Origin of the sequence: Ornithinimicrobium sufpigmenti (genome assembly GCF_004322775.1) — a bacterium.
GTDB classification, from domain to species: Bacteria; Actinomycetota; Actinomycetes; order Actinomycetales; family Dermatophilaceae; genus Ornithinicoccus; species Ornithinicoccus sufpigmenti.
In genome coordinates, this window is sequence record NZ_CP036403.1 from 2,929,043 (window position 1) to 2,949,266 (window position 20,224).

The window sequence follows — 20,224 nt, forward strand, 5'->3', positions numbered from 1 at the left end:
TGGGTGGGTGCAAGGGGGTGCGATGAGTCGCGCGGTCGACGAGAGCGCCGAGGACCACGGCGGTGAGGACCACGGCGGTGGGTCGGCGCTGCCGGCGCTGGGCTGGAAGGACCTCGCCCGGACCCTGGTCGGCCTGGTCCTCGTCGTCCTGCTCATCGCCTACGGGCTGCCCTACTTCCTGGACACCTCGTGGGCGGAGATCTGGGCCCAGCTCTCCCGCGTCCGCGCGCCCGACGCCCTGGCGATGGCCGCACTGCTCGTGGGGGCCCTGGCCTGCTACACCTGGGTGCTGACCGGGTCCCTGCCGGGGCTGGGGCACCGCCAGGGGTTCCAGGCCAACGCGGTCAGCTCCCTGGTCGCCAACGTGCTGCCCCTGGGCGCCGCCATCGGTTTCGCGCTGCAGTTCATGATGTTCCGCTCCTGGGGCTTCCTGAAGCGGGAGATCTCCTCCTCGCTGCTGGTGACCGGCCTGTGGAACCTGCTGGCCCGCATCGCGCTGCCGGTCATCGGCGCCCTGGTGCTGGTGGCGGGGCCGATCGACGCGCCACGCATCGTCATCAACGGCGCGCTGATCGCCGGTGCCGTCGGCACCGGGGTGCTCGTCGTGGCCTGCCTGATGGTCTTCTCCGACACCGTGTCGGCGCAGATCGTCACGCTGGTGCACACCGTCGCCGGCTGGTTCGGCCGGGGCACCCGGCTGCGTCGCGTCGACCAGGTCATCACCGACCAGCGGCGCCGCATCGCCTCGGTGGTGCGGCACGGGGGGCTGAAGATGACCCTGGGCATGACGGGTCAGTTCGTCCTGCTCTTCGGCCTCTACTGGCTGGCCGCCCGCTCCGTGGGCCTGGACCTGCCGCTGGCCGAGCTGATCGCGGCCTACACCTTCCGGCAGATGCTCACGGCCGTGGCCGTCACGCCCGGCGGGCTGGGCGTGACCGAGGTCGGCACCGCCGGTCTGCTCGTCGTCCTCGGCGGCAGCGCCGGGGCCGCCTCGGCCACCGCCCTGCTCTACGCCATCTACGCCCACCTGGTGGTCGTGCCCTTCGGCGTGGCGGCGCTGGTCGCGTGGCGGGTGCAGGGACGACGACCTGCCGTCCCCTGAGCCTGGTGAGCCTGCTCAGCCGAGCAGCCGGCGCACCTGGCGCCCGTGGGCCTGCCGGGCGAGGGAGTCGTCGATCTGCGCCGGTGCCCACTCTCCGGTGGCCCGGCGTGCGGCCGCCTCCAGCAGACCGTCGGCCAGGCCGGGGTTGGCCGGCAGGATCGGGCCGTGCAGGTAGGAGCCGATGACGTTGCCGGTGCGGGCACCCTCGGTGCCGTCCGAGCCGTTGTTGCCCTGCCCGTGCCGCACCCGGCCGAAGGGCGCCTGTCCCTCTCCCAGGACGGTGGACCCCGAGTGGTTCTCGTAGCCCACGACCGGCCCGAGGTCGGTGTCCAGCACGACCGGGCCGATCATCCGGGTGGCGTTGCCCCGGGTGGTGACGTCGAGGATGCCCAGCCCGGGCAGCCGGTGCCCCTCCGCGGTGATGAAGGCGTTGCCGAAGAGCTGGTACATCCCGCAGATCATCAGCATGGGCACCCCGTCGGCCGCCAGCTCCCGCAGCCGGTCGGCCTGCGCCGCGAGGTCCTCCTGCACCCTCAGCTGCCCGCTGTCCTGCCCGCCGCCGCCCAGGACCAGGTCGACGCGGTCCGGCCAGGTGTCGCCGGGATGGTGGTTGTGCACGACCGGTCGGTAGCCGTGCCAGCGCAACCGGGCCGCCAGGCAGCGGGTGTTGCCGAGGTCGCCGTAGATGCTCATCTCGCGGGGATAGAGGTGCACCAGGTGCACCTCGCCCTTGTCGGCCGGGACGTCGGCCAGGGCGGCGACGTCGTCCGGGAGCGGGGTGCGCACGTCCTGCACGGGGTCTGTCGTGTCCACGTCGTCGGCGCTCATGCCGCCGGGTCCTCGCCGAAGCGGGCCAGGCCGAAGCGGTCGGCCAGGCGGCGGCGCAGGTGCATCATCGCGGTGTAGGAGGTGAAGATGCGCATCGGCTCTCCCTGGTGACGGGTGAGGAACTGATCGAGGGCCCGGTCCAGGTCGGTCTCGACCTCACCCACCTCCACGCCGTCGTAGCGCAGCCGCAGCGCCATGTCCCAGCCGCGGACGCCGCTGGTCAGCGCCACGCCCCGCTCGCGCAGCGACTCGAAGGAGACGTCGTAGAGCCACGACACGTCGCGGCCGTCGGCGTAGTTGTCGTTGATCGCGATCATCGTGGCCACCGGCTCGCTGCCGTAGGTGCCCAGGGCGACGGTGAACCCGGCCGGGTTCTTGACCAGCACCAGCTCCAGCGGCACCCCACCGGCGTCGATGACCTCACCGCGACCGAAGGGCGGGGTGACCGCGGCCAGGGCCTCCGCCGCCACCTCCGCCCGGAAGTCCTCGCCCAGCAGCTGACGGGCCATGGCGGTCGCGGCGGTGGCGTTGATCATCGCCGCCAGACCGCGCTGCCGCAGCGTCACCGGGCCGACGTCCGACCCGTCGGGCAGTCGCACGGTGCAGGAGCGGCCGTCCTCTGCCGGCAGCAGCAGGGCCGCGCCGTCACCGAGGTCGGGACGCTGCTCGTCCTCGGCGAAGCGGACGTCCGCCTCCTGCAGCTCGGGCAGCCGGTCGGCCACCGAGGGGTCGACCGCGAACCAGCCGACCTCGACCCCGGGCTGCAGGTGCTCACGGATCCGGGAGATGAAGGAGTCGTCGGCGTTGAGCACCACGCCGCCCGTGGTGGCCTGGCCCAGGGTGGTCAGCAGGCGGGCGGTGTGGTCGATCTCGGCGAACCGGTCCAGCTGGTCCCGCGCGACGTTGAGCAGCAGGGCGTGCGTGGGCGCCACCTGCGCGGCGAAGTGGAGGGCGTGCGCCTCGTCCAGCTCGACGACGGCCAGGTCGGCGTCGACGCGTCCCCCGAGCCCGACCTCGCCCAGCAGGGCCGAGATGACCCCTCGGGTGAAGTTGGAGCCGGTGGGGTTGGTGAAGACCCGCAGCCCGTGCGCGCGCAGCAGCGCGACCAGCATCTTGGTGGTGGTGGTCTTGCCGTTGGTCCCGGACACGACCACGACCCCCCGGGGCAGGCTGCCCAGGGTATGCCGCAGCACACCGGGGTCGATCCGCTCGGCCACCAGCCCGGGCAGGGCGGAGCCGCCCCCGCGCAGGCGGGACGCCAGGCGGGCGGCCTTGCCGGCGGCGAGCGCGGCGGTGGTGCGGGGCCGCATACCCCTCACTCCCACTCGATGGTCCCCGGCGGCTTGGAGGTGATGTCCAGCACCACCCGGTTGACGTCCTCGACCTCGTTGGTGATCCGGGAGGAGATCCGGGCCAGGACGTCGTAGGGCAGCCGGCTCCAGTCGGCGGTCATCGCGTCCTCGGAGGAGACCGGGCGCAGCACGATCGGGTGGCCGTAGGTGCGGCCGTCGCCCTGGACCCCGACGGAGCGGACGTCGGCGAGCAGCACCACGGGGCACTGCCAGATGTCGCGGTCCAGACCGGCGGCGGTGAGCTCCTCGCGGGCGATGAGGTCCGCGCGGCGCAGCACGTCCAGCCGCTCCGCGGTCACCTCCCCGACGATGCGGATCCCCAGCCCCGGCCCCGGGAACGGCTGGCGCCACACGATCGACTCGGGCACGCCCAGCTCCAGGCCGACCTGGCGCACCTCGTCCTTGAACAGGGTGCGCAGCGGCTCGATGAGGGAGAACTGCAGGTCGTCGGGCAGCCCGCCGACGTTGTGGTGGCTCTTGATGTTGGCGGTGCCGGCGCCCCCGCCGGACTCGACGACGTCGGGGTAGAGCGTGCCCTGCACCAGCCACTTGACCGGGTGCTCGTCGTCGCCGCGGTCCTGCACCACGTCACGGGCGGCCTGCTCGAAGACGCGGATGAACTCCCGGCCGATGGCCTTGCGCTTGGCCTCCGGGTCGCTGATCCCCGAGAGTGCGGTGAGGAAGCGCTGACGGGCGTCGACGACGACGAGGTCCACGCCGGTGGCCTCGACGAAGTCGTGCTCGACCTGTGCGGCCTCGCCATCGCGCAGCAGGCCGTGGTCGACGAAGACGCAGGTCAGCTGGTCGCCGACGGCCCGCTGCACCAGGGCGGCCGCGACCGAGGAGTCGACGCCGCCGGAGAGGGCGCACAGCACGCGGTCCTGGCCGACCTGCTCGCGGATCTGCTCGATCAGCTGCTGGGCGACGTTCTCGCTGGTCCAGGTCTGGTCCAGGCCCGCGCCGCGGGTGAGGAAGTTTCGCAGGACCTGCTGGCCGTGGGCGGTGTGCAGCACCTCGGGGTGCCACTGGACGCCGTACAGCTTGCGCTCGTCGTCCTCGAAGGCGGCGACCGGGGCGCCGGGGCTGCTGGCGGTCACCGCGCAGCCCTCGGGCGGCTGCGTCACCGCGTCCCCGTGCGACATCCACACGACCTGCTCCCCCGGCTGGCCGGCGAAGAGCGTGCTCCCGGTGTCCTCGACGGTGGCGACGGTCTGGCCGTACTCACGCTGCCCGGTCCGCTCGACCGCGCCGCCGAGGGTCTGCGCCATCGCCTGGAAGCCGTAGCAGATGCCCAGGACGGGCACCCCGGCCGTGACGACCGCCTCGTCCAGCCCGGGCGCGTCCGGCGCGTAGACCGAGGACGGCCCGCCGGAGAGGATGATCGCCGCGGGGTCCTTGGCCAGGATCTCCTCCGCCGACGTGGTGTGCGGGACGATCTCGCTGTAGACGTCGGCCTCCCGCACCCGCCGGGCGATGAGCTGGGAGTACTGGGCGCCGAAGTCGACGACGAGGACGGGTCGCGCGGGTGCGGGGGTGCTCACGCGGCAACCTTATCCGCGTCGCGCTCCAGCTCCTCGATCGCTCCCTTGGCCTGCGCGGAGATCCTGTGCTCGACCCAGAAGGACAGGAACGGCACGCAGCCGGCCAGCATCACGCCCACCATCTTGCCCAGCCCCCAGCGCAGCTCGAAGCCGAGCATCGCGGTGGCGGCGATGTAGACCATGTAGAACCAGCCGTGCGGGGCGGGCCACCAGGCCAGGACGTCGTTGCCGAAGCCGTAGTAGAGCACCATGTGGGTGGCCAGGATGAGCAGGAACACCCCCACCAGGAAGGCCATCACGCGGAAGAACGTGAGCTTGGCGCGGGGGGTCATGCGGTGTCTCCTTCTCGGGTGGGTGCCGTGCCGGCCATCGTGGCGGCGGGCGGGGTATGCCGTGCAGCAGGGTCGTGCTGTCCGTCCGGGTCGTCCGGGCCGGACTGTGCGTCCGGGCCGGGAGCGACCGAGGCGCCGGGCGCGCGATCCACAAGGTCCGCGCGTTCTACCCGCTCCTCCTTCTCCCGGCGCGTCGCGTCCCGCAGGAACCGGTAGTACATGTAGCAGGCGAACGCGGCGAAGACGAACCACTGCAGGCCGTAGCCGAAGTTGCGCCACTCGATGCCGCTCTCGCCGAAGACCGGCGGCGGCACCGGCTGCACCTGGGCGGAGGTGAGCGTGGGGGTCTCCTCGACGAGGAAGATGAAGGCGTTGTAGATCGGCAGGTCCCAGTCGTTGGCCAGGTCGGCGGTGTCGATGGCGCCCCGCTGCCCCTCCGGGAAGTCGTCGAACACTGGGGTCTCGGCGGGGGCCAGGGTCCCCAGGAGCGCGACCGGCGTCTCGGGCGGCAGGTCCGCCAGGCCGGGGTCGGTGACGAAGCCGCGCATCACCGGGATCAGCGCGTCGGCACCGGAGGCGTCGGTCCGCAGCGGGGTCACCACCCAGTACCCCTCCTGCCCGTCCAGCAGCCGGTGGGGCACGAGGAACTGGTGCTCGGCGACATACTCGCCCTCGACGCTGACCGAGAGACCGGCCCCGTCGTCGGGGAAGGTCTGGTGCGGCGCGGTCACCTGCCCCAGCGGCTCGGTGGGACGGGCGGTCTGGACGGCGGCCATCTCCCGGGCTGCGGTGTTGGAGCTGACACCGATCTGCCACATCCCCAGCTGGTAGAACGCGACGACGACGGCGATCAGCAGGGCCAGGAGGGCCAGCCAGGCCGGCTTGAGGGCGGTGCGGATCACCCCCCCAGGGTAAGGGAGGCTCCTGGGCGTCAGAGCAGCGCGTCCTGGTCGTCGAAGACGTAGATGGAGCCGCTGTAGCAGGCCACCCAGACCGTGTTCGTGACCGGGTCGTAGTCGATGCCGATCGGGTTGGCGTCGACCTGGACCCGGTCGATGACCTCCATGTCGGAGGTCCGGATCTTGGACACGGTGGCCTCGTCGTAGTTGACGACGTAGAGCGCCGACTCGTCCGGCGACATCGCCACGCTGCGCGGCTCAACCCCCGGGGTGACCTGGTCGACGATCTCCCCGCTGGCGGTGTCGATCTTGTAGATCGCGTTGGCGCCGCTGACGGTCAGGTAGAGGGTCGAGCCGTCCTCGGTGAGGTTGAGGTGCCGCGGCCGCGGCCCGATCTCGCGGATGACCTCCGAGGTCTGCTCGGCGATGTCGATCTCGTAGAGCTGGTCGGCATACATCGCGACCGCGTAGGCGGTGTTGTTGTCGGGCATGATCACGATGCCGCGGGGCGCGGCGTCCATCGCGATGGTGCCGGTCTCCTCCCCGAGCTGGGTGTCGACGATCGACAGCGTCGCGTCGCACCAGTTGCTGACCAGGAGCGTGGACTGGTCGGGGCTGAGCGCGACGTACTTGGGCACCGCGCCCACCTTGATGACCTGGTCCCACGCCATCTCGTGGGCGTCGAAGCGGTAGAGCATCGACGGGCCGACCCCGTCGTGGACGGTGCAGTTGTCGAAACCCTCGCGACCGAAGTTCTGCCCGTACATCGTGTACTGGGAGACGTAGGCGTAGCGGCCGTCGTCGGTCCAGACGGCCTCCACGGGCGCGCCCTGGGAGGTGCCCGGGTGCCCCTCGACGCCGAACTCGGACACGTCCACGCTGTCGGACAGCACCGCCAGCTGCTCGCGGGTCGTGGTGTCGAAGACGGTGGAGGTATGGCTGTACATCATGTTGTTCGCGATGGCCAGACCGTGCCCGGAGGCCATGACGGACTTGGGCGTCAGGCCACCGGTGAGGTAGTCCACCCGTTCCATCGCGGTGGCGTCGCTGGGGTGCTCCGCGGCGACCGGGTCGCGTTCCCAGTCGAACTCCTGCGTCCCCTGAGTCTCCTGCGCCTCGTCCTCGCTGCCGCCCGGCTGCTCCCCCGCCGCGCCGTCCTCCTGCCCGGTCTCGTCACCGGAGCCTGCGCCGGCGTCCGCCTGGCCGCTGGTCTCTGCGTCGTCCTGCCCGTCCGGGGTGTCGCCGGTGACGGGGGCCATCGCCTCGGCCGGGCCGGCCGTCGGTGCGCCCGTCGTCGCGGTGGAGTCCTGCTCGCCACCGCCGAGCAGCGCGTTGGCCCCGCAGCCCCCGAGCAGCAGGACCCCGACCAGGCCGACGGCCGCCAGCCGACGGCGGCGCACGTGCACCGCGTCCTTGCTCACCCGCAGCTGGCCGACCCGGTTCTCGGACCCGGAGCCCGCACTGTGGTCAGTACCCGCCATACGGTGCCACCACCACTTCCACCCGCTGGAACTCCTTGAGGTCGGTGTAGCCGGTCGTCGCCATCGCCCGGCGCAGGGCCCCCATCATGTTCGTGGTGCCATCGGCGGTCCGGCCGGGACCCAGGAGCACCTCCTCCATCGTGCCCACCGTGCCGACGTGGACCTTGTCCCCGCGCGGCAGCTCCGGGTGGTGCGCCTCGCTGCCCCAGTGGTAGCCGGCGCCCGGTGCCTCCTCGGCCCGGGCCAGCGCGGCACCCATCATCACCGCGTCGGCGCCGCAGGCCACGGCCTTGACGATCTCCCCGGACACGCTCGCGCCGCCGTCGGCGATGACGTGCACGTAGCGACCACCGGACTCGTCGAGGTAGTCGCGCCGGGCGGCGGCGACGTCGGCGATGGCCGAGGCGGCCGGGGCGTGGATGCCGAGCGAGGAGCGGGTGCGGTGCGTCGACCCGCCGCCGAAGCCGACGAGGACGCCCGCCGCCCCGGTGCGCATGAGGTGCAGGGCGGCGGTGTAGGTGCCGGCACCGCCGACGATGACCGGGACGTCCAGCTCGTAGATGAAGCGCTTGAGGTTCAGCGGCTCGGCGCGGCTGGAGACGTGCTCGGCCGACACTGTCGTGCCCCGGATGACGAAGAGGTCGACCCCGGCGTCGACGACGGTGCGCCAGTACTGCTGGGTCCGCTGCGGCGACAGGGCCCCCGCCACCGTCACGCCCGCCTCCCGGATCTCGCGCAGCCGCTCGACGATCAGCTCAGGCTGCACGGGCGCGGCATACAGCTCCCGCATCCTGGCCGTGGCCGCCTCCCCCTCCAGCGCGGCGATCTCCTGCAGCGCCACGGTGGGGTCGTCGTAGCGGGTCCACAGCCCCTCGAGGTCCAGCACGCCCAGGCCGCCCAGGCGACCGAGCTCGATCGCGGTCTGCGGCGAGACCACCGAGTCCATCGGCGCACCGAGCACCGGCATCCCGAAGTGGTAGGCGTCGATCTGCCAGGAGATCGAGACCTCCTCCGGGTCCCGGGTGCGCCTGGAGGGGACGACCGCGATGTCGTCGAAGGAGTAGGCCCGTCGGCCGCGTTTGCCCCGCCCGATCTCGATCTCAGTCACCGTCCCAGGCTACCCAGTGCCCGGACCGCTCCCGGCCACCGACACCCGGCGGCTCCCGCCCGGTCTCCCGAGTCTCCCCGGGTCCGGCCCGGGGCCGGCCGGGCCGGCCTGGACCGGTGACGGCATACCTCACCCGTAGTTGGGTGCCTCCGCGGTGATCTCGATGTCGTGCGGGTGCGACTCCTGCAGGGAGGCCTGGGTGATCCGCACGAAACGCCCCTTCTCCCTCAGGTCGGGCACCGTCTGCGCCCCGACGTAGAACATCGCCTGCCGCAGGCCGCCCAGCATCTGGTGGACCACCGAGCTGGCCGCGCCCTTGTAGGGCACCTTGCCCTCGACGCCCTCGGGGATCAGCTGGTCGTCGTTGACGACCTCGGCCTGGAAGTAGCGGTCCTTGGAGAACGACGTCTTGCCCCGCGAGCTCATCGCCGCGAGCGAGCCCATCCCGCGGTAGGCCTTGTAGTGCTTGCCGTTGACGAAGATCAGGTCGCCCGGACCCTCCTCGCAGCCGGCCAGCATCGAGCCCATCATCACCGACTCCGCACCGGCCACCAGAGCCTTGGGGATGTCGCCGGAGTACTTCATCCCGCCGTCGGCGATCACCGGAACACCGCTGCCCCGGATCGCCATCGCGGCCTCGTGCACGGCCGTCAGCTGCGGGGCGCCGACCCCGGTGACCACGCGGGTCGTGCAGATCGCCCCCGGCCCGACCCCGACCTTGACCGCGTCGGCCCCGGCCTCGACGAACGCCCGGGCGCCCTCCCCCGTGGCGACGTTGCCGCCGACCACCTGCACGTGCCGGGTCGCCGGGTCCTTCTTCAGCCGCGACACCATCTCGATGAGCAGCCGGACGTGCCCGTGCGCCGTGTCCGCCACCAGGACGTCGGCCCCGGCCTCGATCAGCGTGGTCGCCCGCTCCCAGGCGTCGCCGAAGTAGCCGATGGCCGCGCCCACGAGGAGGCGGCCCTGCGCGTCCTGCGAGGCGCGGGGGTACTGCTCGTTCTTGACGAAGTCCTTCACCGTGATCAGGCCCTGCAGTCGGCCCTCGCCGTCCACGAGGGGCAGCCGCTCCCGCTTGTGCGCCCGCAGGATCGCGGTCGCCTCCTCGCGGGAGACGTCGGGCGGGGCGGTCACCAGCGGCGTGGGGGTCATCACGTCGCGGACCAGGGTGTCCTCCCACTCGGCCACGGGGACGAAGCGCAGGTCACGGTTGGTGCAGATGCCGAGCAGCAACCCGGTCCCGTCGACGACGGGCAGGCCGGAGACGCGGTACTCCCCGCAGATCCGGTCCAGCTCCTCCAGGGTGGCGTCCGGGCCGATCGTCACCGGGTTGCTGATCAGACCCGTCTGGGTGCGCTTGACGAGGTCGACCTGGTAGGCCTGGTCCTCGATCGACAGGTTGCGGTGCAGGATGCCGATGCCGCCCTGGCGGGCCATGGCGATCGCCATCCGGGACTCGGTGACGGTGTCCATGGCGGCGGAGATGAACGGCACCTTCAGGGAGATCTCGCGCGTCATCCGGCTGGTGGTGTCGATCTGGTCCGGGGTGAGGTCGGTCTCCCCCGGCAGCAGGAGCACGTCGTCGTAGGTGAGGCCGACGCGGGCGAAGGCGTCGGGCAGGGCGGGCATCTCGCCAGACATCATGCTCCGAGTGTAAGTCGCGACGCCACGGGTGCCGACGGGTGCCGACGGGCGCCGACGGGTGCCCGGACCGCGCGGCACCCGCACCGGACCCGCACCCGACCCGCACCCGACCCGCACCGGCCACACCCGTCGGCCACGCGCGGCACTTTCCCGGCCCAGTTCTCATGGCGACATTTCCCCGGTGGACCCATCACCTCGGGTAACGTTCGGGCCACAGCGGGCAGGGTCGAGGACCCGTGCCGGCGGAGAGGAGCAGGTCGGCGTGACGGAGGCGATGAGCCAGCCCGGACCCATCGCGGAGCTGTGGGAGTGGCAGTTCGAGGGGCTGTGCCGGACCACCAGCCCGGAGGTCTTCTTCCACCCCGAGGGTGAGCGAGGCCCGGCCCGGAGGCGCCGCGACGAGCGGGCCAAGGAGGTCTGCGCCGCCTGCCCCGTGCTGGAGCAGTGCCGCACGCACGCCCTGGCCGTGCGCGAGCCCTACGGGGTATGGGGCGGCATGACCGAGGAGGAACGCGCCGCCCACTACGCCGAGGTGGACCTCAACCGCACCCGGTGAGCAACGACTCCCCCCACCCCCCACCGGCGACCCAGTCTGCCTCCCACCGGCGACACGCTTTGCCGCCCACCGGCGACACGGTCTGCTTCCCACCCGCGACACGGTCTGCTTCCCATCGGCGACACGACGAAGGCCCCGGCGCAGGCTGCGCCGGGGCCTTCTGCAGGTCAGGGTCCTGCGAGCCGTTCGTCAGTGGCTGTGCCCGTGCCCGTGGTCGTCCTCGTCGTGCTCGGGCTTGTCCACCACGAGAGTGTCCGTGGTCAGGACCATCGAGGCGATCGAGGCCGCGTTGCGCAGCGCCGACCGGGTGACCTTGACGGGGTCGATGACCCCGGCGGCGACCAGGTCGACGTACTCACCGGTCGCAGCGTTCAGGCCCTGCCCGGCGGGCATCTCGGAGACCTTGGTGGTGGCCACGTAGCCCTGGAGGCCGGCGTTCTCGGCGATCCAGCGCAGCGGCTCCTGCGCGGCCTTGCGGACGATGGTCGCGCCCACGGCCTCGTCACCGGACAGGCCGAGCTCGTCGGCGGCACCGGCGGCGTGGATGAGGGCGGAGCCGCCACCGGCGACGATGCCCTCCTCGATCGCGGCGCGGGTCGCGGAGACGGCGTCCTCGATCCGGTGCTTCTTCTCCTTCAGCTCGACCTCGGTGTGGGCGCCCACCTTGATGACGCACACGCCACCGGCCAGCTTGGCGATCCGCTCCTGCAGCTTCTCCCGGTCCCAGTCGGAGTCGGTCGAGGCTGCCTCGGCCTGCAGCTGGGCGACGCGGTCGGTGACGGCCTGGTGGTCGCCACCGCCCTCGACGATGGTCGTGGCGTCCTTGGTGGAGACCACGCGGCGGGCGGTGCCCAGCAGGTCCAGGTCGGCGGTCTCCAGGGACAGCCCGACCTCCTCGGTGATGACCTGGCCACCGGTGAGGATGGCCATGTCCTGCATCATCGCCTTACGGCGGTCACCGAAGCCCGGGGCCTTGACGGCGACCGCGTTGAAGGTGCCGCGGATCTTGTTGACCACGAGCGTCGACAGGGCCTCGCCCTCGATGTCCTCGGCCACGATCACCAGGGGCTTGCCGGCGCCGACGACCTTCTCCAGCAGCGGCAGCAGGTCGGAGACCTTGGAGATCTTGCCCTGGTGGAGCAGCACGTAGGCGTCCTCCAGGACGGCCTCCATGCGCTCGGTGTCGGTGACGAAGTAGGGCGAGAGGTAGCCCTTGTCGAACTGCATACCCTCGGTGAACTCCAGCTCCATCGCCGTGGTGGAGGACTCCTCCACGGTGATGACGCCGTCCTTGCCGACCTTGTCGAAGGCGTCGCCGATCAGCTCGCCGACCGTGGGGTCCTGGGCGGACAGCCCGGCCACCTGGGCGATCTCGTCGCGGCCCTCGATCTCGCGGGCGGTCTCCAGAAGGCGGTCGGAGATGGCGTTCACGGCCTGGTCCATGCCGCGCTTGAGCGCGGCCGGGCCGGCGCCGGCGGCCACGTTGCGCAGGCCTTCCTTGACCATGGCCTGGGCCAGGACGGTCGCGGTGGTGGTGCCGTCACCGGCGATGTCGTTGGTCTTGGTGGCGACCTCCTTGGCCAGCTGGGCACCCAGGTTCTCGTAGGGGTCCTCCAGCTCGACCTCGCGGGCGATCGTCACACCGTCGTTGGTGATGGTGGGCGCGCCCCACTTCTTGTCGAGGACGACGTTGCGGCCCTTGGGGCCCAGCGTCACCTTGACCGCGTTGGCCAGGGCGTCGACGCCCCGCTCCAACGCCTTGCGGGCGTCGTCGTTGAACTGCAGCTGCTTCGCCATCGGCGCACAGCTCCTTTCGGTGGTATGTGGTCGGTCATGCGAGCGCCCCGCCTCACCGCGCCGCACGGGCGGGTGTGGCGGGGCGGCTCACAGAAATTTCAGAGCGGGTCAGCCGACGATCGCGAGCACGTCACGCGCGCTCAGGATCAGGTACTCGGTGCCGCCGTGCTTGACCTCGGTGCCGCCGTACTTGGAGTAGATGACGCGGTCGCCGACCTTGACATCCATGGGGACACGCTCGTCGCCGTCCTCGTTCCAGCGGCCGGGACCGACCGCCAGGACCTCGCCCTCCTGGGGCTTCTCCTTGGCGGTGTCCGGGATGACCAGGCCGGAGGCGGTGGTCTGCTCGGCCTCGACGGCCTGGACGACGATGCGGTCCTCGAGCGGCTTGATGGAAACCGACACGGTTACCTTCCCTTTCGTGGTCCGGCCGATGGTGTCCACCGGCCGGTGTGGTCGTTGCGGGTGCCACTCCCCGCTGGCGCCTACCGCCGTCGCGGGGATCGGTCGGCGCTCGCGGCTGGCACTTGCGTGCCTTGAGTGCTAAGTCGAATCTAGGCCGACGGTTAGCACTCGGTCAAGCCGAGTGCCAACACGCCGGGGCTTTGGCCGACCGCGACGACCGAGCGCGACGACTCAGAGCATGACCTGCAACGGGCGAAGGAACCGCTCCACGCCCTTGCGGTACCAGGCACGCTGCCGCCACTGCTCCAGCGTCACCTCGTCGCAGTTCTCCAGGTCGGTGACGAAGATCTGCTCCATCAGCGAGGCCTGGTCCGGGTCGATGATCTCCAGGTTGATCTCGTAGTTCCCCTGGAGCGAGAGCCGGTCGATGTTGGCGGTGCCGATGGTCGACCACTGCCCGTCCACCGTCATCGTCTTGGCGTGCACCATGACGTCGCGGTAGTGGAACAGGCGCACCCCGCCCTCGAGCAGGTCGTCGAAATAGGCCTGGGCGACCAGGTCGGCCAGCACGTGGTTGGACCGCTCGGGCAGGATCACCCGCACGTCCACCCCGCGGCCCGCAGCCGCGAGCACGGCGTTCTTGATCTCGGGGTCGGGGATGAAGTAGCCCTGGGTGATCCAGACCCGCTGAGCCGCGCGGTCGATCGCCTCCAGGTAGAGGCCGCGCACCGGGTAGATGACTCGGCTGGGCTCGTTGCGCGCCGCGTGGATGGTGCTGTTCCACCGCTGGATGCCGCTGTCCGGAAGCTCGGGCAGGCGGGCCCGCGGGCCGCGGTGCCGGTTCCAGAAGTCCACGAAGGCGTTCTGCAGCTCCCATACCGCGAGGCCGGTCACCCGGAGGTGGGTGTCCCGCCAGCTCTCGGCATACAGAGATCCGATGTTGTAACCACCCACGAAACCGACCCGGCCGTCCACCACGAGGATCTTGCGGTGGTCGCGGCCGGTGCTGCGGATGTCGATGATCGGGATGGCGGTGCGCATCACCGGGAAAGGCATCACGTGGATGCTGTCCGGGAAGCTCTTGAACTCCCTCGGCACGACGAGGTTGGCGAAGCCGTCGTAGACGATGCAGACCAGCACCCCGCGCTCTGCCGCCCGCAGGACGGCGTCCTTCAACGCCTGTCCCACCTCGTCGCCCTTCCACATGTAGGAGGCGAGGTAGACGAAGTCCCGGGCCTCGTCGATGGCCTTGACCATGTCGTCGTAGAGGTGCCGGCCGAAGGTGTACGTCTTCAGCTCGTTACCGTCGACGTCCGCGATGCGCGGCGGGTGCTCGGGCACCTTGTCCTCCGCATAGTCCCGCTGCTTGCGGAGCGCGTCCGCCACCATGATCGCTGCCCCCAGCGTCACCTGCCCTGCCACCGTGACGCCCGCCGTCACCAGGGCGAGCTTGCGGCCGCGCCGTAAGAGTTTGTGCACGTCGGGCGAGAGCAGCGGCATACCGCCCAATCTAGTCGGTCGGTCGGCCGGCGCCATGCTCGCACCGGCCTGACCCGACAATGGTGGGGTGGAGCGTCCGGACACAGAGCTGCTGATCCGCCTGGCCGAGGGCGAGGGCGCGGACCTCCTCGCCTCGCTGCCGCCCTACGACGAGGACGCGGCCTTGGCCCTCGGCACCCGGCTGCGGGCCGAGGGGCACGAACCTGCGCTGGTGGCCGCGGCGCTGACCCAGTCGCGGCTCCGGGCTGCGGCCCGCCCACGGCTCGGCCCGCTCGCGGACCGGCTGCTGCTGACCCAGGACGGCCTCGAGCAGGCGACCCGGCCAGCAGTCGCCGCACGCCGCGCCCTGCGATGGCGTGCCACCGGCGTCGCGCATGTCTGGGACCTGGGCTGCGGGCTCGGGCTGGATGCACGCGGGCTGGCCGAGGCTGGCCTGCAGGTGACGGCGGTCGAGAGCGACCCTGCTGTGTCGGTCGCGGCCCGCGCGAACCTGGCGGACCTGGCCGGTGTCGAGGTCCGGGTGGGAGATGCGACCAGGGTGTCTGTCGGTCCGGATGACGGGGCCTTCCTGGACCCGGCGCGCCGCACCCCCGGGGTGGCCGACGTGCGGGGGCGGACCCGGCGGGTGTTCCGGCTTGAGGAGCTCTCACCGTCGTGGACGGTGGTGCAGCAGGTCGCGGTGGACGCCGCCGCCACCGGAGCCAAGCTCTCCCCCGGCTTCCCGCACGCCCACCTCCCAGCCGGCACCGAGGCCGAGTGGGTCTCCGTCGACGGCAGCGTCGTCGAGTGCGCAGTCTGGTGGCGGGCAGCGGTCCGCAACGCTGGGCGGCGGGCGGTGGTCGGCACGACGGACCCCTTCGGTGAGGTGCGCTGGGTTGAGGTCGATGCTCCCGACAGCGAGGCAGAACCCCTCGACGACCCTGCCGACCTGGGACCGTTCCTGGCCGAGCCGGACCGCGCGGTGCTGGCCGCCGGCCGGGTCGACGCCCTGACCGCCCTGACGGGAGGCCGGGAGCTGGACCACGGCACCGGCTACGTCAGCGCACCGGCAGTCACTCCCCTTCCCTGGGCGCGCTGGTATGCCGTGCGAGAAGTCCTCCCGCTCCACGCCAAGATGGTCAGGGGCTGGCTTCGTCAGCGTGGGTTCGGGCGCGTGACCATCAAGAAGCGGGGCGTCCCGACCGACCCCGACCGCTTCCGTACCGAGCTGCGGCTGCGGCCGGGCCGGGCCGGGTCCGCCGAGGCGGTCCTGGTCCTGACCCGAGTGGCTGGGACGCCTGTCGCCGTGGTCGTGGAGCCTGTGCAGGCCACCTGACGAGCCTGGGAAGGCCACCTGACGGCGGCTGCGCGAGCGTGACGGTTGGCGGAGTGTCCCGATGTCGCGATGCAGGACTCTCACCAGTGTCCAGAGACATCACGAACATCGCTGTGGATAAGTCGAGGGTGTGTCGTACTGGCGTTCTAGTATGTGGGTGTCGGTCACGAACCGTCGGGAGGGGGAGTTCCGGGCGGGGGTGCCGGGCCGGTTGTGGGCCCACTGGAGAGGGGGTGGTTGGGGATGAAGCGGGATGGGTCTCGTGAGGGTGCGGGGGCTTCGGCCGTCCCTGGCCTGCGGGGTGAGTTGGAGGCGGTGCTGGCGCGGGCGGGCCTGGATGCGGGGGCGGTGGCGGTGTTCGCGGACGCGGTCCTGCTCACCGGCGCAGCCATGACTGGTCAGCCGGTGGCGGGGGTGGAGGCAGGGTTTGTGCCGTTCTCCAGGCCGGCCCTGCCGGAGGGCATCACTCGTCAGTCCGATGAGGCCGGGGGTGAGGAGGCGGGGTCGGTGGATGGGTTGTGTGCGGTGGCGGATCGTGCGCAGACGGCGGTGGAGGCGGTGAACCAGGTCATTGCCCGCCTGGAGCGGGTGCGGCTGGTGGCGGTGGCTGAGGGGGTGAGCGCGATGGGCCGGGCCGAGCTGGCCCGTCGTGGGGTGTTGGACGTGGGGGAGTTGTCGGCGACTGGTCGGCAGCGGTGGCGGTGGCGGACCAAGGCGCGGGTGCGGCAGGACCTGACGCCGGCCACGGGCTGGTCGCGGGCGGAGACCGCGACCCTGGTCGCGGTCGCGACCGCACCGGCCGCGTTCCGGACCCCGGTCAACAGTGCCCTGTCCCGCGGGACCGTCACCTGGGCCCTGGTGCGTGGCCTGTGGCGGGCGTGTGACAAGGCGAAGCTGTCCGCGGCCGACGCCGCGCACGTGGCGAGCGTGATGCTGGCCGATGAGGCGGGCACGTGCGTCCCCGAACGCCTGGAGGCCGATGGGACCGTGACGAGGGCGCCGTGGGGGCATGGGCTGTTCTGGACGGTGCTGGAGCGAGAGGTGACCAAGGTCGCGGCCTGTCCCGACCCGGGCGACCAGGCGTCGGTGGAAGCGGCGGAGGCGGCGCGGGCGGCGCGGGAGGCTGCGTACCGGGCCCGGTCGATGTGGGTCCGGGTCAACGAGGACGGCACCGCGCAGGTGTGTTTCACCGGCACTGCCCTGAAGGTGCTGGCGTTGGGGGACCGGTTGGACAAGGCCGCCCGTGCTGCCCGCGGCGCCGGCGACGCACGGACCGTGGCGCAGCTGGCGAACGATATCGGGATCGCCCTGTTGGGGCATGCGACGATCGGCGCGCACGAGCTGCCCGACCTGGACATCTTCAAGTCGACCCAGCCCACGCCGCAGGACCTGGTCGCGGCCGGGTGGACACCACAGGTCATCGCTGCCCTGTCCGCCCTGCCCCCGGCGATCCTGCAGGTGATCGTGCCCTTGTTGGCGTTGCACGACCCCGCCACCGCCCACACCCTGCCCGGCGTCCACCGCACCACCACCACCGAAGCAGCCGACGATGGATCCGGAGAGGCCGGAGAGGCCGGAGAGGCTGGAGGGGCCGGAGAAGCTGAGGGAGCGGCTGGGCACACGGGCGCACCGGGCTGCCCGGCCTGCCTGCCCTCGGTCCGCGCCGCCCGCAACCACGACATCGACCACACCAGCCGCACCGCCCGACAGGACCCCGGGAAGGACTCCGCCCATGGTCAGGGTCCGGACCCTGGGGAGGACTCTGCCCATCACCAGGGCCAGCGGAGGGTGCCGCGGGTGGCGTGGGTGGGTCGCGTGCTGGGCAAGCAGCCGAAGTTCCTCGGACCGGACCTGGTGCGGCGGCTCGCGTTGTCGCCGGGGAGCACGTTCGTGCGGCTCCTGGTCGACCCCGCTGACGGGCGGTGCCTGGAACGCTCGACCACGGCGTACAGCTTCGATGCGGCGATGCGGGCCCAGCTGGCCGCGGCCGACGTGACCTGCCGGGCACCGGGGTGTGATCACCACGCCGGTGCCTGTCAGGTCGACCACGTCATCCCGCACGGCACCGGCGGCCTCACGAGGGAGACCAATGGGCAGGTGTTGGACACCTGGCACCACGACCCCAAGACCGCCAAGGCCTGGGACGCGGTGCTGCACGCCAACCGTGACGTCACCTGGACCACCACCCTGTCCCGCGTGTACCGGACCCGGGTGCATGACTACCGGGAGCTGGTCACCCTCATGGTCGACGCCCTCGAACGCGTCGCCACCGTCCCGGAGGACGACGTGGCGGACCAGATCAACCGCGAGGTCTACCAGGCCCTGTGTTACCGGGGCGCCGGGGAGCGGTTGAACGAGGGCGATGACGACACCTACGACGAGCGCACCTGGCCCGGTTCGGGGGCGACATCACCATCGGCCTGTCCCACCGCGACCCCCTCACCGGGCGCCGTACCCCCGGCCCCGCACCCGCCGCCCGCGACCGCGCCGACACCGCAGCAGCCCTCGCCCGTACCACCCCACCCAGCACCGCCCCACCCAGCAGCGCCGTGCCCGGCGATACCCGTGCAGGAGGCTCGTCCGGCGGTGACACCACCTCCGGGGACGGGGTGGCCGTCCAGGGCAAGACTTCCCCGGGCAGCGGACAACGGCAACCGCCTGCGACCAGTGACCAGGACAGGCCCCGCTACCCCGGCGGCCACCGGTGGGGACTCACCGACCGCCCCAACCGCCCCGAGCACGACCGGCAGACACCCTGGAGCCAGCGCAGCGACGACGACCCACCACCCTTCTGAGGAGGGGGCAGGGCAGGGTCGACGCCGTCGACGCGGCCTCCGTCAGACCTGGATCAGCTCGATCGACTGGGAGGAGTCGGCGGGCAGGTCGAGTCTTGAGGCAGTCCGTCCGCGCATGACCATCTCAGCACCCAACGCAGCGATCATGGCGCCGTTGTCGGTGCACAGCGCCGGCCGCGGCACTCTCAACCGGATCCCCGCAGCGGCGCAGCGTTCCTCGGCGAGCGCCCGCAATCGACTGTTGGCCGCGACCCCACCCCCTATGAGCAGGTCCTCGACCCCGTGCTCCCGGCAGGCCGCGACGGCCTTGCGGGTCAGCACGTCCGCCACCGCCTCCTGAAAGCTCGCGGCGACGTCGGCGACCGGGACCTGCTCGCCCGCCACCTCACGGTGCTGGACCCACCGCGCCACCGAGGTCTTCAGGCCTGAGAAGGAGTAGTCGAAGCGATGCCGTTCCAGGTCTCGCCCGGAGGTCAACCCGCGCGGGAAAGCGATGGCGCGAGGGTCCCCGTCCGTGGCGACCCGGTCGATGTGCGGGCCACCCGGGTAGGGCAGTTGCAGCACTCGAGCGACCTTGTCGAAGGCCTCCCCCGCTGCGTCGTCCAGGGTGGCGCCCAGCGACTCCACGTCCTGGGTGATGTCCCGGACCAGCAGCAGGTTCGAGTGTCCGCCGCTGACGAGCAGGGCGATGAGTGGCTCGGGCAACGGCCCGTGCTCAAGTGCGTCCACCGCGACATGTCCGGCGAGATGGTTGACCCCGTAGAGCGGCTTGTCGAGAGCCAGCGCCAATGCTTTGGCCGCTGCGACGCCCACCACGAGCGCACTGGCCAGCCCGGGACCGGCCGTCACCGCGATGGCGTCAACATCGGTGAGACGGACCCGGGCCTCGTCGCAGGCGCGCTGGATGGTGGGCACCATGGCCTCCAGGTGTGCCCGGCTGGCCACCTCCGGCACCACCCCGCCGAAGCGTGCGTGCTCGTCAACGCTGCTAGCGACCGCGTTGGTCAACAGCGTGCGGCCGCGGACGATGCCCACCCCCGTCTCATCGCAACTGCTCTCCACGCCCAGCACCAGCGGTTCGTGCTCAGTCATCCTCGTCAAGCTCCTTGCGCATGATCAGGGCGTCCCGCGCGGGGCCGCCCGCCGCGTCCCGGTAGTAACCCGGTCGGGTGCGGACCACCTCGTACCCGTGGGCGCGGTAGAGCCCTACCGCGGAGTCATTGTCGGCGCGGACCTCCAACATGACCGCACCGCAGCCGGCGTCACGGGCCAGGTCGTGCAGGCCCGTCAGCAACGCCCTGCCCAGTCCACGACCTCTGGCTCGAGGATCCACTGCGACGGTCATCACGTCTGCCACGTCGCCAGCCAGGTCAAGGCCGGCATACCCCAGCAGACCTCCACCCTGCGCGCCATCGTCGGCCACGAGGTAGGCGCGGCGCGGGCGCATGGCCAGCTCAGCCCACATCGTCGCCTCACTCCAGGCGTCGTCGGGGAAGATCTCGCCCTCCAGCGCGGCCATCGTGGCCAGGTCCCGCCAGTCCACCTCACGCAGTCGCACGTCCCCCACCA

Annotated in this window: 16 protein-coding genes; 3 read left to right on the forward strand and 13 right to left on the reverse strand. The window is 71.8% G+C overall.

Going from position 1 to position 20,224, the window contains the following annotated elements; genetic code table 11:
* The first annotated feature begins 22 nt into the window (after positions 1–22).
* The gene (locus tag ESZ52_RS13440; protein ID WP_131105377.1) at positions 23–1,102 is read left to right on the forward strand and encodes a lysylphosphatidylglycerol synthase transmembrane domain-containing protein; all 1,080 of its coding nucleotides are present in this window, start codon (positions 23–25) and stop codon (positions 1,100–1,102) included.
* 15 nt (positions 1,103–1,117) lie between these two features.
* Here ESZ52_RS13440 and ESZ52_RS13445 read toward each other — a convergent pair whose 3' ends face one another.
* From ESZ52_RS13445 to guaB, 8 genes are all read right to left on the reverse strand, one after another.
* Positions 1,118–1,930, reverse strand: a complete 813-nt coding sequence (locus ESZ52_RS13445; RefSeq protein WP_131105378.1) for a type 1 glutamine amidotransferase — start codon at positions 1,928–1,930, stop codon at positions 1,118–1,120.
* Positions 1,927–3,240, reverse strand: a complete 1,314-nt coding sequence (locus ESZ52_RS13450) for a Mur ligase family protein (RefSeq protein WP_131105379.1) — start codon at positions 3,238–3,240, stop codon at positions 1,927–1,929. Before ESZ52_RS13450 ends, ESZ52_RS13445 begins: the two co-directional genes overlap by 4 nt.
* Before the next feature lie 5 nt (positions 3,241–3,245).
* A complete protein-coding gene (gene guaA / locus ESZ52_RS13455; RefSeq protein ID WP_131105380.1) occupies positions 3,246–4,823 on the reverse strand; it encodes a glutamine-hydrolyzing GMP synthase in 1,578 nt (525 codons plus the stop codon).
* Positions 4,820–5,155 carry a DUF3817 domain-containing protein gene (locus tag ESZ52_RS13460; RefSeq protein WP_131105381.1) on the reverse strand — a complete coding sequence of 112 codons (336 nt, stop codon included), beginning with the start codon at positions 5,153–5,155 and terminating at the stop codon, positions 4,820–4,822. Before ESZ52_RS13460 ends, guaA begins: the two co-directional genes overlap by 4 nt.
* Entirely contained in the window at positions 5,152–6,057 is a 906-nt protein-coding gene (locus ESZ52_RS13465) for an SURF1 family protein (protein ID WP_131105382.1), read from the reverse strand. Before ESZ52_RS13465 ends, ESZ52_RS13460 begins: the two co-directional genes overlap by 4 nt.
* Before the next feature lie 29 nt (positions 6,058–6,086).
* Positions 6,087–7,535 (reverse strand): YncE family protein, encoded by a 1,449-nt coding sequence (locus ESZ52_RS13470; protein WP_131105383.1) that lies wholly within the window; start codon positions 7,533–7,535, stop codon positions 6,087–6,089.
* Positions 7,522–8,643 (reverse strand): GuaB3 family IMP dehydrogenase-related protein, encoded by a 1,122-nt coding sequence (locus ESZ52_RS13475; protein WP_131105384.1) that lies wholly within the window; start codon positions 8,641–8,643, stop codon positions 7,522–7,524. The genes ESZ52_RS13470 and ESZ52_RS13475 overlap by 14 nt, the downstream gene beginning before the upstream one ends.
* Positions 8,644–8,772: 129 nt before the next feature.
* Entirely contained in the window at positions 8,773–10,287 is a 1,515-nt protein-coding gene (guaB, locus tag ESZ52_RS13480; protein ID WP_131105385.1) for an IMP dehydrogenase, read from the reverse strand.
* A gap of 274 nt (positions 10,288–10,561) precedes the next feature.
* Here guaB and ESZ52_RS13485 point away from each other — a divergent pair, with 274 nt between their 5' ends.
* The gene (locus ESZ52_RS13485) at positions 10,562–10,843 is read left to right on the forward strand and encodes a WhiB family transcriptional regulator (RefSeq protein ID WP_131106639.1); all 282 of its coding nucleotides are present in this window, start codon (positions 10,562–10,564) and stop codon (positions 10,841–10,843) included.
* A gap of 189 nt (positions 10,844–11,032) precedes the next feature.
* On the opposite strand, the gene groL is transcribed toward ESZ52_RS13485, so the two are convergent.
* From groL to ESZ52_RS13500, 3 genes are all read right to left on the reverse strand, one after another.
* Positions 11,033–12,640, reverse strand: coding sequence for a chaperonin GroEL (gene groL, locus ESZ52_RS13490; RefSeq protein ID WP_131105386.1), 1,608 nt, complete (start codon positions 12,638–12,640; stop codon positions 11,033–11,035).
* A gap of 108 nt (positions 12,641–12,748) precedes the next feature.
* The gene (gene groES / locus ESZ52_RS13495) at positions 12,749–13,045 is read right to left on the reverse strand and encodes a co-chaperone GroES (RefSeq protein WP_131105387.1); all 297 of its coding nucleotides are present in this window, start codon (positions 13,043–13,045) and stop codon (positions 12,749–12,751) included.
* A gap of 231 nt (positions 13,046–13,276) precedes the next feature.
* A complete protein-coding gene (locus ESZ52_RS13500; RefSeq protein ID WP_131105388.1) occupies positions 13,277–14,545 on the reverse strand; it encodes a phospholipase D-like domain-containing protein in 1,269 nt (422 codons plus the stop codon).
* Between the two features lie 67 nt (positions 14,546–14,612).
* Here ESZ52_RS13500 and ESZ52_RS13505 point away from each other — a divergent pair, with 67 nt between their 5' ends.
* Positions 14,613–15,860, forward strand: coding sequence for a THUMP-like domain-containing protein (locus ESZ52_RS13505; protein ID WP_238154433.1), 1,248 nt, complete (start codon positions 14,613–14,615; stop codon positions 15,858–15,860).
* A gap of 2,837 nt (positions 15,861–18,697) precedes the next feature.
* On the opposite strand, the gene tsaD is transcribed toward ESZ52_RS13505, so the two are convergent.
* Positions 18,698–19,747: a tRNA (adenosine(37)-N6)-threonylcarbamoyltransferase complex transferase subunit TsaD gene (gene tsaD, locus ESZ52_RS13510; RefSeq protein ID WP_131105389.1), complete on the reverse strand. Its 1,050-nt coding sequence runs from the start codon at positions 19,745–19,747 to the stop codon at positions 18,698–18,700.
* Positions 19,740–20,213, reverse strand: coding sequence for a ribosomal protein S18-alanine N-acetyltransferase (gene rimI, locus ESZ52_RS13515; RefSeq protein WP_238154434.1), 474 nt, complete (start codon positions 20,211–20,213; stop codon positions 19,740–19,742). Before rimI ends, tsaD begins: the two co-directional genes overlap by 8 nt.
* Between the last annotated feature and the right edge of the window lie 11 nt (positions 20,214–20,224).